This is a genomic window from Echinicola shivajiensis, assembly GCF_018642165.1.
Lineage (GTDB): Bacteria > Bacteroidota > Bacteroidia > Cytophagales > Cyclobacteriaceae > Echinicola > Echinicola shivajiensis.
The window spans coordinates 132,910-148,315 of sequence record NZ_JAHHZM010000008.1 but is presented as its reverse complement, the minus strand read 5'-3'; the positions used below and the strand labels follow the sequence as shown (position 1 = coordinate 148,315).

Here is a 15,406-nt window from a genome sequence, read left to right as displayed (position 1 = left end):
TGAATGATTATATATTAGTACTTAGTTTAGGTTTGGAAAAAACAACCGATCAAATGGGGATTGAAAATAAAAATTTGAAATTAGTCTTTGCAGCATTTTTAATGTTGTCAATGACACTTTTGGCTTCTTGTGCTAAAAATAACGGTCCAACGTATGGTAGAAGGACAGCAGGAAATCCAGGTAAGGTCAGTGCCTCAACCGGTGCTGAGTTGAATTTTGATCTGGAAGACACCACAAAATTTACTGTTGTAAGGCTTAAAGATCCTGTAGTAGGGCCTAAGCTGAAATATATTCAAGGTGGTCGAGCAGTCTTGGGTACCCAAGAGCAGGATGTTATGGCATTCAGGGACAATGTAGAGAGAACAGTAACTGTGGCTTCTTTCTATATGGATGAAACTGAAGTGACCAATGTGGATTATAAAGAGTTTCTTTTCAATATGAGAAGCCGTGTAAGCGCGGATTCATTGAATAAGTTAGAGCCGAGAGAAGATGTTTGGTCTGAAGCTTTATCTTATAATGACGTATATTCTACTTATTATTTCCGTCACCCTGGATTTAACTTTTACCCTGTAGCAGGTGTTACATGGGCTCAAGCAAATGCTTACTCTCAATGGAGAACGGTGTATGTGAATGAGCTGTACAGAAAAGAAAATGAGCTGGACAGTACCATGAGCAAAAACCAGTTGATAGAAAGAGGTGTAGTATTGCCAAGTTATCGACTTCCAAATGAGGCTGAATGGGAATATGCTGCAAAAGCCATGATCGGAACGCAGTATTTAGACGAGAACCAAGAAAATGGTAGAATTTATCCTTGGGATGGTAGAGGCGTTAGAAATCCTTATGATGTGAAGAGGAAATCCCGTCAAGGTGACCTTTTGGCTAACTTTAAGCGTGGTCGAGGTGATTATGCCGGTATTGCTGGTGGTATTACCAATGATGGAGAAATTATCCCTGCCAATGTTTACGAATTCCCACCAAATGACTTTGGCTTGTACAATATGTCAGGTAATATGAACGAATGGGTTCAAGATGTTTACAGACCATTGTCTTATGAAGATTTTGAAGATTTGAACCCGTTGAGAAAAGATGGTACTCTGGATGATGCAGACCTATATGGCACATCTTTGATTGATGATAATTATAGAGTTTATAAAGGTGGTTCTTGGAAGGATGTAGCCTATTGGTTGTCTCCAGGTACAAGGAGATTTATGCACCAAGATTCAGCTACCAATAGCATCGGGTTTAGATGTGCTATGATCTCTGTAGGTGCTGATGATCGTTAATGGATAAAATATATAAGTATAGACATAGAAAGGCTGGTGATTTATCAGCCTTTTTTTGTGCTTAATTTTTTATATAATCTACTAACTTTTATGTTTTGTGACTCTCTTGAATATAAGGTCCTTCCTAAAATATAAGTGGACTGGAGTAAAAATTAATGGATTGATGTATTTGCTACTTGTTGAAGGTGAATAATTTAGGGTGAGTGGAAAGCTGGTATCTGTGTTATTTTTTTGTAAATTACTAGTAATGAAGCGTTGACATATCGCTTTTGGGGATGGTATTTGAATAATTTAAAATATACTTTTACAACATCGTTTATCAATACAGCCATTATTTACATGAAAAAATATATACTTTTCTTTTTAGTCACTCAGTTTTTTGTACTTCAGTCCTTTTCTCAGAGTTGGAGGAGGATGTCCGGATGGGGAAATGAGCTTACAGGTATTCATTGGGTAAATGACGACGTAGGCTATATTTCAGGTGATCAGATTATTTTAAAAACAATAGATGGAGGATTGAGTTGGTTTGAGCAAGAAAGCCCTGTTGATGGTAAAATGCTGGCATTGGATTTCTTTAATAATGATATGGGATTGATAGTTGGTGAAGGGGGATTAGTTTTTAGGACAATTAATGGAGGTGATCAGTGGGATTTGGTTAGTATAGGTCACAGTGAAGATCTAAATTCAGTCCAATACTTGACAGAAAATAAGGTTTATATAGTCGGGGATGCTGGCACAGTATTTTTATCAGATGACAGTGGACAGACTTGGACTTTCCAAAATATTGGCTTTACGGCAGATTTGAATGCCATGCACTTTTATAATTTGGACACAGGCTATTTGGCCACTTCTGATGCAAAAGTCCTCCGTACTGTTGACAGTGGGAATAACTGGACTCAAATCAATACACCAGTCAGCAATCCCCTAAATGATATTGTATTCGTGAATGATACAACAGGTTATATTGTAGGTGATGCGGGCACAATTTTGAAATCCATAGATGCCGGATTGAGCTGGACTTTTATACAAAGTGGAACTGAATTTAATTATAACAGGGTAGATTTTCATGACACCAATCCGAACGTTGGTTTGGTGGCTGGCGAGAGCGGAGTGGTTTTATATACCAACAATGCAGGGCTTACATTTTCTCAAAGAACAAGTAGGACAGATCAAAATATCTTAGGGCTAAGCTATAAGCTGGCCACCAATAATGTTTATGCTGTAGCCAATTCAGGCGTGCTGATATCTTCGGCAAACTCCGGGGCATCCTGGTCGCTTAGAATGTCCGGTAGGAATAATGATTTTACAGCTACCCAATTTGTTACGGATCTTCGTGGTTATATTGTGGGGCAAGAGGCTTTAATACTTTCTACAACCAATGGTGGTAGTTCCTTTGCAGATCGTTCTAGGCCCCTTTCCATACCTTTTAACAATTTGGAATTTGTGTCTGCTTCCTTTGGCTATGTGGTAGGCGATAATGGAACGATATTAATAACCACTAACTCCGGTGGGGGCTGGACAGCTTTAAACCCGAATACAGAAAAGAACCTGTATGGCATACATTTTTTTGACGCCAATAATGGGTACATAGTTGGTGAAAATGGCTATATCGCCAAAACAGACAATCGTGGAGTTAATTGGACCACAATTGCAGAAGGCGCACTACCTATTAATTTTAGGGACATTGATTTCTTTGATCAGGATATTGGTTTGATCATTGGTGATCAAGGAAATATCTATAGGACAGATGGAGCTGATAATTGGCAAAAAGTAAGTTTAGGAGCCTCGGAGGATTTTACCGCATTGAAAATATTGGATGAATTGACTGTTTTGGTGGTAGGTAAATCAGGAGCCTTATATAAATCGGAAGATAAAGGGCTGAGCTGGAAAAAGATTTCATTGACTTATTCCCAGGATTTTTCAGGGATTGATTTTCTGGATGAGTCTGTCGGCTTTATTGCTGGGGAGAAAGGTCTGATTATTCAAACCATGGATCAAGGTGAAACTTGGGAACAAACCTTGACCAGCACCTACCAGGATTTTACAGATATTAGTTTTGGAGATTTGAATACTGGATATGCGGTAGGAGAAAACGGGATTTTTTATCAATATAGCTGTCTGGTTCCATTAGAGCCGAGTGCTATTTTTGGTGAGGAAGATATTTGCCTGAGCCAACAAATTTATACTATTCAGGATGAAGTAGGGGCTGGAGTGACTTATGAATGGAGAGTAGATGGAGGAACTATTTTGGAAGGGCAAGGAAGCAATAGAGTAGTGGTTCAATGGGATACTCCTGGAAGGAATGCAGTTTTGGTAAGAGGACAAAATATTTGCGGTAATGGTCCAACCACTGGATTGGAAGTTTTGGTCTCAGAGGAGCCTGCTCAAGTGTCCAATATCATTGGTGATGGTATCGCCTGCTTGGGAGTAACTCAACCCTTCGAAGTAGACTCGATACCTGGTACTTCCTATATTTGGGAGGTAAGTGGTGGAATCATCCAAGAAGGGCAAGGTACTGCCCATATTGCTGTGGAATGGGAAAGTGAAGGGAATCAATCTATAAGAGTGTTTCCGAGGAACACTTGTGGTGAAGCTGCAGTATTTGAAAAAGCCATTTCAGTTAGCCAAGCGCCAGCACAACCTGGCAGTATCACTGGCCCAATAAAAGTAGGCCTGAAGGAAGAGGTTTATGAGGTTCCATTAGTGGAAGGCGTGAATTATCAATGGAGTACAGATGGTGGTAGAATTGTTGAGGGGCAGGGTACAAATCAAGTGCTCGTGAGCTGGGAGGTTGAGGGTGATTTTACCCTAAATGTTGTGCCTATGAATGCCTGTGAATCAGGTCCATCGCAAAGCCTGGATGTTAATATTGATTTGATCACTTCTATTGAAAAAGAGGTGGAAAATGGGCGCATAAATATCTATCCGAACCCATCGTCTGGAGATATCCACATTGGGCTGTCAGGACTGCCTCAAGTGGTAGAGATTAGTATATTAGACCCAATGGGACAAAATATACGGAAAATAACTCCTGATTATGGTATTTATGAATTTGATATACAGAATTTGCCAAAAGGAATGCTGCTGATTATGGTCAAAACAAGGCAGGGAAAAACTGTGGAAAAGCTGTGGATAAAATAAATAATTTTTGTTCCTTTTTCCCTTTACAGACGCTGGAAATTTGAAATTAAAAATCCCTCCCAGATAAGATTCTGGGAGGGATTTTTCAATCAATAGAAATTGTTATTAGTCGGTGATTTCTAAAATTGGCTCACCACTTGCTCCATTAGGGATTCTGATATTTAGTAGCATGGAAACAGTAGGTGCTATATCAGTAATTGTGCAATACCTTGAGCTGCTTCCTGCGTCAACATTCCATCCGTAGAATAAAATAGGGACATGTGTGTCATACTTATAGCCAGTGCCATGCGTGGTTCCTCTAGAAGAGTTGACTAACCAAGCTGGTTCCAAAATCAATAAAACATCGCCTGAGGCTTTATGATTAAAACCCATTTGCAGTAAGTGGGCCCTACCCTGGGTATATTCATGACTCATCATGTCAGAGGCGGTATATGTTTCTTTAATGCCGTCAAATCGCATCATGAAATCAGCAACTTCTCTTTGTACTTTTGCCAGATCAAGCCCTTTTTCGGCTATCAGTTTTCTATTTAGGAAAATCTGTTCATTTGAAGTGTTTAGGATCCAGTCTCCCTCACCATATTTTTGGTTGGTGAATCCCTTAAGTTGTGTATTGGCAAAGTTAGAGTTGAAACTTCCTGTTGGGACATTGATGCTTTTCATATAATTGACCACATCGGCCACCGCATGATCAGCGGTAAGGAAAACAAGGTATTCACCTTTTCCATATTCCTTATCCAAGTAAGCAAAGAATTTGTCCAGTCCTTGGTCTAGCCTTAAATAAGTGTCCTCAATTTCCTTGGAAGCTGGACCAAATCGATGTCCAACGTAATCTGTAGAGGAAAAGCTAACGGCTAAAAAGTCAGTTTCATCACCTTTACCAAGGTCTTCACCTTCAAGTGCTGCATAGGCAAGGTCTAAAGTCAGGTCATTTCCAAATGGTGTAGAAGAGATTAAGCCAAGGCCCCCATTATTCTCTTGGAGTTTTTTAAGGTCATAAGGAAAACTAGTAGTTTCCCTTCCAATAAATGGCGACTCAAAGTCATTATTGTCTTCCGTGCTTTGGATATAAGTTTTGATATTGTAAAGAGGCTTCCAATCTTTTGAAAGATACTTTTGAGGCAGTTTTTTCTTATTGAATTTTTGCACCCAATCAGGTAGCTCCTCTCCATAATAGGTAGAGCTCATAAATTCACCGGTTTTGCCATCATACCAATAAGCATCTCCTAAATGACCAGCAGGCAAGGCAGCTCCACGATCTTTGATAGCTACACCTACTACTTTTGAGCGGTGATTGGTGGATAGTTTAAGTTCATCCGTAATGGTAGTGGTCAACAAGTTCCTTGGGGAGATTCTTCCACTAGATGCTGTGCCCCCGATGCCTGTTACTGTACTGTCACCTGCACAATACATATTCCCATCCATACTTCTTACATACCAGCTGTTGCCAATGATGCCATGTGTAGCAGGAGTAGTTCCTGTGTAGACGGATGAATGACCAGGCCCGGTATAGGTAGGGATATAATTATAATGGCCATTTTTCATCATGAAACCTTCGTGCATCAGGCGTTTGAAACCTCCTTCAGTATATCGGTCATGGAATTTGTGCAAATATTCGTAGCGCATTTGATCTACTACTATACCTACTACTAATTTTGGTTTTTGGGAATTTTGAGCGAATCCCGTGGATAAGCAAGCCAACAAAATTAAACTGGCTAGAACAATCTTTTTCATCAGGTTTTTAGCTTTTTATGAATTTGACAAATATAGGGAATAAGGTGGTTTTTGGATAAATAAAATTGGAATCTGGTCAATCAAATGGACAAGTGGCAGAAGGAATTGGAAATTTTCTGAAAAGCCATAAAAAGCTTTTTGTCATTTATGTAAAAACCATTGTAATTTTAATCCCCTATATTCACATTTGAAAAAAAATAATCGCATATGAAAGGTAGTAAAATACTGTTGGCAATTTTGTTTTGCCTTGGGATAAACATGGTAAAGGCCCAGTCATATTTTGATGATGGCCTTGACAAATCTTTTCACAAAGGTAGAAGAGAAGCGCTAAGAGCAATGCTTCCAGAAAATTCAGCAGCTGTGGTTTTTACCGCTCCTGTGAAGAACAGATCCAATGATGTGGATTTTATATATCATCCCAACACAGATTTTTTCTATTTAACTGGCTATAGAGAGCCTAATGCTGTTTTGGTGATTTTCAGTGAGCCAAAATTGGTAGGAGGTGAAATGGTTGATGAAGTGATTTATGTGCAGGCGAGGGATGAAAATGCTGAAATGTGGAATGGGAAAAGGCTTGGAGTTGAAGGTGTAAAAGAAAAGTTGGGTTTTGAGCAGGTGTTTCTGAATTCCCAGTTTAATGATGAGGCCAAGGTTAATTTGGGCGAACTGGATAAAGTGCTAACCTTTAATCTTAAAGGGATTGAGGAAAGTAGCGCCAATAAGGATATGATGACCATGATGGAAGGATTTAAGGCTGCCAGTAATTATCCTGAACAGATTTCCAAAGTAACCAATCAAATGTATGATCTGATCAAAGCGACTGACTTGGACAATTCCGCAAATGTTGCTCAGGTAATTGGTCGATACAGAAAATATTATCCAGAGGTGGAAAATGATGCCTTACTAATCGCATTTGCTGATGCAGAGACACCAGAAAAGCGAATGGAAATAGCAAAGAACCTGCCGGAAACCAAGGTGGATGTGGCAGGTTTGCCTGAGATGATGACCGTATTGAGAGGGGTAAAAACTCCGGAAGAAATTGAAATGTTGAAAAATGCTATCCGTATTTCTGCCATAGGACAGGTAGAGGTGATGAAAGCATTGAAGCCTGGAATTTCTGAAAGGGAGGTTCAAGGCATACATGAATTTGTTTATAAGCGTTATGGTGCTGAGTCAGTTGGCTATCCTTCTATTGTTGGGGCTGGTCAAAATGGTTGTATTCTACATTATATCTCCAATGATTTGAGAGATCCCCAAAACCGTTTGATGTTGATGGATCTTGGGGCCGAATGGAGGGGGTATACGGCTGATGTTACCAGAACTATTCCTGTTTCCGGTGAATTTACCAAAGAAGAAAAGGCTATTTATGATTTGGTTTATAAGGCCCAAGAAGAGGCAATGGCAGTTTGTAGACCTGGTACTGAGTTTAGTGAGGTCAATAAGGTAGCACAGAGAATCATTAATGAAGGATTGGTAGACTTGGGGATTATTGTCAGAGGCCAGCGTCACCGTTATTTCCCACATGGTACCAGTCATCATTTGGGACTTGACGTGCATGATAGAGGTGCTTATGGCCCCTTGGAAGAGGGAATGGTATTGACTGTTGAGCCGGGTATTTATATTCCAGAAGGAAGTGATTGTGATGAGAAATGGTGGAATATTGCCGTAAGGATTGAGGACGATGTGCTGATTACAAAGGATGGTTTTGTTAACCTTTCTGCAGATGCACCTAGAAGCAGCGAAGCTATAGAGGCAATGATGAAAAAGCCAAGTATTCTTGAGGAATGGGTATTGCCAGAATTGTAGGAATTAGCTTTGAAAGCTATTAATGTTGAAAATGAAAATGGGCTGCTTCGGAAGAAGCAGCCCATTTTGTTTATGTAGGTTTTTAATCCTTGCTTTTTAAGTCTCCCCGTTTGATGGACTTGATAAAGTTGGCCCAAGCAAATGGGTTAAGTAGTGGGAATGATCTTGGTCCGTAGCGGTCTTGAATTTGTTGCATTTGACCGCTTTGGAAGCTTCTGAAATTCTCATTAGGTGAAGATGGCATTTGCTCAGCCCATCTTAGCAGCATTTGAGGACTCAAATTCCCTCTATCTAATGGGATGTCATCCACAGTCATGGCTAATACCGCTTGTTTAAATTCTTCTTCTGTAGGATAAGGCATTACCTCTACTTCGCCTAAGGCAATTTCGTCCTGAACCATTGTCAAGATAAGACTGATTTTATCTTCCTCTACCGTATCAGGAACTTTGAAAGTTTGATTTTTCAATCCTACGAAGCTAAAGACCACACTGTCACCTGTAGCTACAGGCATGGAGAAGTATCCGAAATTATTAGAGCTGGTTCCTCTACCTTTATTGGGTACATATACGTTTACTCCCGAAATAGCCGTTGTACTGTCTGCATTTAAAATAATACCAGACAGCTGTAGCACTTTTCTGTCCTTAGAATCTTGTGCGTAAGAAGAAGTGATTCCTGTCATGAGCAGGAAAAAAAACAAAAATAAAGGGAGATATAAATTAGTGATTTTCAAAATAAAGCTTTTTAATGAGAAACGTTCCTTAAGGAAATTGGTTTAAGTAGTAGCTCCCAAATTCAAATGCTATTATAGGTTATTTTCACTGCATTTTCTTAATTTCAGGGAGGTTTCTTCGTTAAAAATTATTAAATGAGACTTAAAAATATCAGTTTAAATTACGGCATGCGGGTCTTCAAGGCACTTTCAGAAGAGCCTAGGGTAAGGATTATTCACTTGCTGATCCAAAACAAGGAGTTATGCATTTCCGATTTGGAGCATATCTTGGAATTTACCCAGACCAAGACAAGCAGGCATCTTGCCTATCTTAAAAACTCTGGTTTGGTGGGCAGCAGAAGAGTGGACCAATGGACCTTCTATTATATTTTGGACGAGGCCATTGAGATTATCAATCAAATTTTTAAGTTCATTCAAAAAGATGTCAATTTGATCCGAGATCAGGAAATTTATGAGATTTTGCGTTCCAATAGGGAGCTAGCGATCAACAAAATAGAAAATACCCCTTACCGCTAAAGTTTAAAGTTTTGAAAAAGTACCGTCACCTATTTTTTGATTTGGACCACACTTTGTGGGATTATGATCGAAATGTACAGGAATCATTATCTGAATTGTATGAGGTTTATTCACTGGAGAATCTGGGAGTACCTTCGAACTATGATTTTTACAAAGCCTTTATCAAGGTAAATCATGGTTTGTGGGATTATTATGATAAAGGGAAAATTGATAAAATTACCCTTAGAAAGGAACGCTTTAGGAGGATTTTTGATCAGTTGGGTGCTCATAAAATAGAAGTGCCCGTCGAAATGGAGGAGGATTTTATGCATCGTACTTCCTCAAAGCCACATTTGTTTCCTTATTCAAAGGAGATTTTAGAATACTTAAAGGAGAAATATGATTTGCATATTATCACCAATGGATTTGATGAAAGTCAGGCTAAGAAAATTTCCGCTTCTGGAATTAATAATTATTTCAAGCTGATCGTTACATCTGAAACAACAGGGCACAAGAAGCCCGATAAGCGGATTTTTGAGTATGCAATGAGGCAACTGGCAACTTATTCTGAGGAATGTTTGATGATAGGTGACAATCCAATATCTGATGTGGAGGGCGCAAAAAGTGCCTCCATAGATCAGGTTTATTTCAACCCCAAAGGATTGGATATTGGGGTGGAGGCCACATATACTATTCAAGGATTCAAAGAATTAGAGAAATTTCTTTAGCAGGCTGTTCGTCCTTTTGCATAGAATTTAAGTCCGAAATTTTATCTTTGCACTAATCAGAATAAAAAACTCAAATTATTATGTTAAAAGGTTTCTTCAATATACCGGAACCGAAAAATGAACCGGTATTTGATTATGCTCCTGGCTCAGCAGAAAGAGCTAAGTTACAGGAAGCAATCAGAGAGGCTCGCGCTATGGAAGTGGATATACCAATGTATATTGGTAGCGAGGAAGTAAGGACAGGGAATAAACTTCCACTTTCTCCTCCTCATGACCATCAGCACATCCTTGGATATTTTCACGAAGGAGACAAGTCTCACGTAGAGCAGGCGATTAATGCTGCTTTGGGTGCGAAAGAAGCATGGGAAACCATGGAATGGGAGCAAAGAGCTGCTATCTTCTTAAAAGCTGCCGATTTGATCGCTGGGCCTTATAGGTATAAGATGAATGCTGCCACGATGTTGGGGCAATCAAAAAACGCCTATCAAGCTGAAATCGACTCTGCTTGTGAAATCGTAGATTTCTTGAAGTTCAATGTAAAGTACATGACGGAAATTTATTCCCAACAGCCTCCGATTTCTGGAAATGGCGTTTGGAATAGGACTGAACAACGTCCATTGGAGGGTTTTGTCTTTGCCTTGACTCCTTTTAACTTTACCGCTATTGCCGGCAACCTACCTACTGCTCCAGCCATGATGGGCAATACGGTAGTTTGGAAACCTGCCTATACCCAGATTTATTCTGCTCAGGTATTGATGGAGGTATTTAAGGAAGCTGGTGTGCCTGATGGGGTGATCAACTTGATTTATGTAGATGGGCCAGACACTGGTGAAGTGGTATTTAACCATCCAGACTTCGCTGGTATTCACTTTACAGGTTCCACTGCTGTATTCCAGACAATTTGGAAAACTATCGGTGAAAACATCACTAAATATAAAGCTTACCCAAGAATTGTAGGTGAAACAGGTGGTAAGGACTTTATGATTGCCCATAAGTCTGCCCATGCTAAGCAATTTGCTACAGGATTGGTAAGAGGTGCTTTTGAATTCCAAGGCCAAAAATGTTCTGCAGCTTCGCGTGCTTATGTTCCGTCTAACCTTTGGGAAGATGTGAAGAAGTATATGGTCGAAGATCTTGCTAGCATTAAAATGGGAGGAACTGAGGACTTTGGCAACTTTGTCAATGCAGTTATTGATGAGAAAGCATTCGATAGGATTACCAAATATATCGATAATGCCAAAGCTGATGGCCTTGAAGTGATCGCCGGAGGTAATTACGATAAATCAAAAGGTTATTTTGTAGAGCCTACAGTACTATTGACCAAGGATCCTATGTACACCACTATGTGTGAGGAGATTTTCGGTCCGGTATTGACCATTTATGTGTATGAGGAAAATAATTTTGAAGCTACCCTAGAATTGGTAGACCAAACTTCTTCTTATGCACTTACGGGTGCCATTTTCTCCCAGGACAGGTATGCTGCTCAGCTGGCAACACAGAAATTGAGAAATGCGGCTGGTAACTTCTATATCAATGATAAATGTACTGGAGCAGTTGTTGGACAACAGCCATTTGGTGGAGCCAGAGCTTCTGGTACCAATGATAAAGCAGGTGCCATGATCAATATGTTGAGATGGGTATCGCCAAGAACCATCAAAGAAACATTTGTGACTCCTACGGATTATAGATATCCTTTCTTAGGTGAGGATTGATACAAACAGAAATGAATAGATAGAAAGCCACCAATGAAAATTGGTGGCTTTTTTTGATCTGCTTATTTTCTTTTTGCCACGCGGAAAAGATAAGCAAGGGTGAATTCTATATTTGTTCCGGTCATATCAAAAATCCTGTCTTGATTTTCTGGTCGGCCAAATTCATAAGATGCGCGAACGTCTGCTGCTATGGTGCTTATGCCAAATACCTTAGAAATTCCCGCTCCGGCAGTAAGTCCGTACATTAATTTTTTGGGATCATCCCCTTCCTGTCCGTAAGTAGGCAGTATGGGAATGTTTTCATTTGGAGCTTCAAATTCCCTTTTGACATCTGTGGCTTTGAGGAGTCTTCCAAAATGTGGCCCCATTTTTATATGAAAGCGCCCTGACCTTCCAAAATAGAAATTGGCCAAAACCGGTACTTTGAAATAGTCAAAATGGGTTTCATTGGTAGCTGTTTCGTCCTCATTATATTCTATAAATCCCGTAGTCACTTTCTGGAAACTTACCTCTATACCTGCATGGTCCTTATAGAAATGCTCAAAGACAAAGGCAAAGGTCGGTTGGTTTTTGACACCGTGCGCCTTGACTTTGGGAAGTGAGGCAACAGATCTGTAAGTCATGCCTGAATAGCTCAAACCTCCTCTAAAGCCAATATTGGTTTGGGCATAAGTATATGAACTGTTGAACAGCAACAGGGTAAATATTAATGCCAGACTAGCAATATAATAGATCTGTTTTTTGATGATAGGATTCAAGTTGAAGACTTAATAGCTGCTCTGTAATTTAAAAATAATAAAAAATAGTCTGCCTACGCAGACTATTTTTTATCGGTTTTTTTGACCTGGTCTAAATCATTCCGGTCTTTGAGTTTTTTATCCTCTACATTTTTGTTCAGAAACTCATTGATTTTGTCAATGGAAAAAGAACTAGAGATTTCCCCAAATGAATTGATATTCATTTTAAATCCTTCCAATTCTGGATTTACTTTAGGGTTTTCCTCTTTTTTAGGTTTTTTAGCCATGACTTTTCCTTTCTTTTTAAACCAGTGATTATTAGTAGACTGGTTGTTCGTGGATTAATTTGCTTTTACTTCTAATGTATTTAACGCAAAATCAATTCTTTTGATTAGTTCATCTTTTCCAATGATCACAAATACCTCCATTAAATCAGGGCCAGCCCCCACTCCAGTGGTGGCTAATCTTACGGCCTGCATCACCTTACCCAGTTTGATTTCATTGGCTTCTGCTGCTTTTTCCAATAAGGATTTAGCGCTTTCTGGTGTGAACTCACCTTCAAATTTAGCTAGTTCATCTTTGTAGCTGCTCAATACCTGTACGGCATCTTCATTCCATTTTTTGCCAGCTATTTTCTCATCAAAGGAGTCAGGGGCTATCAATAGGAATCTACCTTCTCTCCATAAATCTGCAGGGAAAGTGGCTCTTTCTTTCATGATATTTACAATCCTCTCAGCCTTGGATTGGAGGATTTCAATTCCTTCTTTTTCAAGGTCTTCCATCAGGTACCCCGCCAACTCTTGATTGGATTTGGCTTTTAAGTATTGCTCGTTATACCATTTTGCTTTATTGATGTCAAATTTAGTCCCTGATTTGCCGATTCTTTCTACCGTGAACGCTTCTATGAGTTCTTCTATATTGAAGATCTCACGGTGATCACCTGGGTTCCAGCCCAAGAAGGCCAAGAAATTGACAAAAGCATCAGGAAGGTAGCCGGCATCCTTGAATCCAGGAGAAAGTTCGTTGGTTCTAGGATCTGTCCAGTCCATAGGGAAAATCGGGAACCCATGCTTGTCAGCATCTCTTTTGGATAACTTACCATTGCCATCAGGCTTTAATAATAATGGTAAGTGGGCAAACTGAGGCATGCTGTCTTCCCATCCCAGATAACGGTAAAGTAAGACGTGTATAGGGGCGGAAGGTAACCATTCCTCACCACGGATTACATGTGAAACTCCCATTAAATGGTCATCTACAATATTTGCAAGATGGTAGGTAGGCATCCCATCAGATTTCATTAGAACTTTGTCATCTAATGTGTTTGAGTGAACCATTACCCAACCACGGATCATGTCGTTTAATCTGATTTCTTCTTTTCTAGGGACCTTCAGACGGATGACATAAGGTTCTCCAGACGCTAGTTTTTCTTTTACCTCATCCTCAGGAAGGGTAAGTGAATTCTTCATCTGGGTTCTGGTAATGGCATTGTACTGAGGAGAAACTACTCTGGCAGCAGTCAATCTTTCTCTCATAGCATCTAGCTCCTCAGCTGTATCAAAGGCATAGTACGCATAGCCTTTTTCCACTAAGTCCATGGCATATTGCATGTAGAGTGGTTTTCTTTCAGATTGGCGGTAAGGGCCATGTGGACCTTCTACCCATGGGCTCTCATCTGGTGTGATGCCTATCCATTCCAAAGCAGATTTAATATATTCCTCAGCACCCGGTACATAACGGGTCTGGTCAGTATCTTCTATTCTCAACAAAAATTTGCCGTTGTGCTTTTTGGCAAAAAGGTAGTTGTAAAGGGCGGTGCGGACACCTCCAATATGTAGGGCTCCGGTTGGAGATGGGGCAAAACGTACGCGTACTTCTTTCGTCATCTTATTGATATTTTTCCTTTTTCTAAGGTAAAACCTTTTAAGAGAATAATCTCTAATGAATTAAAGGGCAAAGATACAAAAAAGATGGAGAAGGATATGCAGATATCTCCCTCAATATATTGCTTGACCAATAGGCAATGCTATGTTTTAATATTTAAAGCAGGGCATTGAACTTTCTCTGCCTCTTAAACGGGAATCTCCAGCGAAAAAGGAAAATCTAAGGGAGATTTCATGTGCTCCACCAGAAAGGTTGTTGCCTAGTTTTGATAAGGTGTAATCATAGCTGTACCCTATGTCAATGCCATTGTCAAAAGAGAAACCGAAAAGCCCAATAAGGGACTCGTGGTTAGGGGTTTCTTGTTTGACGACAGGAATTCCCCTGTACCATACGCCCAAAACCACTGGGCTGAGGTCGAGTTGAGTTCCTAGGTCCAGCTGCTGGAACTGCCCTTGTGTTTTGTAATTGAAAGCAAAGGTGATGCTTCTATCGTTGAATGTGTTCATCCCAGCTCCCAGAAGGTCAACTTTAACTCCACCATGGGCTGATAATTTCATGGGGAGCTCGCTAAGTTGATCTTCTAGAAAACTGGTATTTGGAGTGGTTAAGTGGTGTCCTGAAATTCCAAGCCAGGCATTCTTATTATTATATAATAAGCCAAAGCTATAATCAGCAAAGCGATGTTTGATATCGTTACCAAGGTTTTCGCCGCTTGGGCCGATAATTTGATCGGAGTTTACATCTAATTGGGAGCCAAAGACAAGATTGCCAAAATAGGCATCTCTGGACATATAGCTCACTTGGCCGCCCATGCGCAAATAGCTTTCAGCCCCCAGTTGAAGTCTATAGGAATAAGAACCAGCAATTTCTGTTGTGCTCAAATTCGCAGCACTTTGTTGGCTTTTGTTGACCATAAGCCCGATGCCACTGTTGATATTGAACATATAGTGGTCCATATAGGCTGAATAGGAATTTACAGATTGGTTTAGTCCTGGCCATTGATTTCTATAGTTCATGCCGATTCTGGTCATTTCACTTGCCCCTGTCATGGCAGGGTTTAAGTATATTGGGGCAGCATAGAATTGTGAATATTGAATGTCCTGTGCCTGTAATAGGAGGCAAGTCATCCAAAATATGCCAAACAGTAATGCCTTCTTCATCC

12 protein-coding genes are annotated in these 15,406 nt (G+C 40.0%); 6 read left to right on the top strand and 6 right to left on the bottom strand.

Going from position 1 to position 15,406, the window contains the following annotated elements; genetic code table 11:
• Window positions 1–53: 53 nt before the first annotated feature.
• On the top strand, window positions 54–1,283 hold the full coding sequence (gldJ, locus tag KMW37_RS14315; protein WP_215225325.1) for a gliding motility lipoprotein GldJ: 1,230 nt from the start codon (window positions 54–56) through the stop codon (window positions 1,281–1,283).
• A 339-nt stretch (window positions 1,284–1,622) separates the two neighbouring features.
• Window positions 1,623–4,424, top strand: a complete 2,802-nt coding sequence (locus tag KMW37_RS14310) for a YCF48-related protein (protein WP_215225324.1) — start codon at window positions 1,623–1,625, stop codon at window positions 4,422–4,424.
• A 105-nt stretch (window positions 4,425–4,529) separates the two neighbouring features.
• On the opposite strand, the gene pafA is transcribed toward KMW37_RS14310, so the two are convergent.
• Window positions 4,530–6,155 carry an alkaline phosphatase PafA gene (gene pafA / locus KMW37_RS14305; RefSeq protein ID WP_215225323.1) on the bottom strand — a complete coding sequence of 542 codons (1,626 nt, stop codon included), beginning with the start codon at window positions 6,153–6,155 and terminating at the stop codon, window positions 4,530–4,532.
• A gap of 207 nt (window positions 6,156–6,362) precedes the next feature.
• Here pafA and KMW37_RS14300 point away from each other — a divergent pair, with 207 nt between their 5' ends.
• Complete coding sequence (locus KMW37_RS14300) at window positions 6,363–7,961, top strand: aminopeptidase P N-terminal domain-containing protein (RefSeq protein ID WP_215225322.1); 1,599 nt, start codon at window positions 6,363–6,365, stop codon at window positions 7,959–7,961.
• Window positions 7,962–8,043: 82 nt separating this feature from the next.
• Here the strand turns inward: KMW37_RS14300 and KMW37_RS14295 are convergent, their stop codons facing one another.
• On the bottom strand, window positions 8,044–8,640 hold the full coding sequence (locus tag KMW37_RS14295) for a carboxypeptidase-like regulatory domain-containing protein (RefSeq protein WP_215225427.1): 597 nt from the start codon (window positions 8,638–8,640) through the stop codon (window positions 8,044–8,046).
• A gap of 186 nt (window positions 8,641–8,826) precedes the next feature.
• On the opposite strand from KMW37_RS14295, the gene KMW37_RS14290 reads away from it, so the two are divergent.
• The 3 genes from KMW37_RS14290 (at window position 8,827) to pruA (ending at window position 11,626) form a co-directional block, all read left to right on the top strand.
• Window positions 8,827–9,207: an ArsR/SmtB family transcription factor gene (locus KMW37_RS14290; protein WP_215225321.1), complete on the top strand. Its 381-nt coding sequence runs from the start codon at window positions 8,827–8,829 to the stop codon at window positions 9,205–9,207.
• Window positions 9,208–9,218: 11 nt separating this feature from the next.
• Window positions 9,219–9,914, top strand: coding sequence for a YjjG family noncanonical pyrimidine nucleotidase (locus tag KMW37_RS14285; RefSeq protein WP_215225320.1), 696 nt, complete (start codon window positions 9,219–9,221; stop codon window positions 9,912–9,914).
• An 80-nt stretch (window positions 9,915–9,994) separates the two neighbouring features.
• Window positions 9,995–11,626 (top strand): L-glutamate gamma-semialdehyde dehydrogenase, encoded by a 1,632-nt coding sequence (gene pruA / locus KMW37_RS14280; protein WP_215225319.1) that lies wholly within the window; start codon window positions 9,995–9,997, stop codon window positions 11,624–11,626.
• A 62-nt stretch (window positions 11,627–11,688) separates the two neighbouring features.
• Here the strand turns inward: pruA and KMW37_RS14275 are convergent, their stop codons facing one another.
• From KMW37_RS14275 to KMW37_RS14260, 4 genes are all read right to left on the bottom strand, one after another.
• Window positions 11,689–12,351, bottom strand: a complete 663-nt coding sequence (locus KMW37_RS14275; protein WP_215225426.1) for an outer membrane beta-barrel protein — start codon at window positions 12,349–12,351, stop codon at window positions 11,689–11,691.
• Between the two features lie 95 nt (window positions 12,352–12,446).
• Entirely contained in the window at window positions 12,447–12,650 is a 204-nt protein-coding gene (locus KMW37_RS14270) for a hypothetical protein (RefSeq protein ID WP_215225318.1), read from the bottom strand.
• 54 nt (window positions 12,651–12,704) lie between these two features.
• Complete coding sequence (gltX, locus tag KMW37_RS14265) at window positions 12,705–14,246, bottom strand: glutamate--tRNA ligase (RefSeq protein WP_215225317.1); 1,542 nt, start codon at window positions 14,244–14,246, stop codon at window positions 12,705–12,707.
• A gap of 147 nt (window positions 14,247–14,393) precedes the next feature.
• Window positions 14,394–15,404: a PorP/SprF family type IX secretion system membrane protein gene (locus KMW37_RS14260; protein ID WP_215225316.1), complete on the bottom strand. Its 1,011-nt coding sequence runs from the start codon at window positions 15,402–15,404 to the stop codon at window positions 14,394–14,396.
• Between the last annotated feature and the right edge of the window lie 2 nt (window positions 15,405–15,406).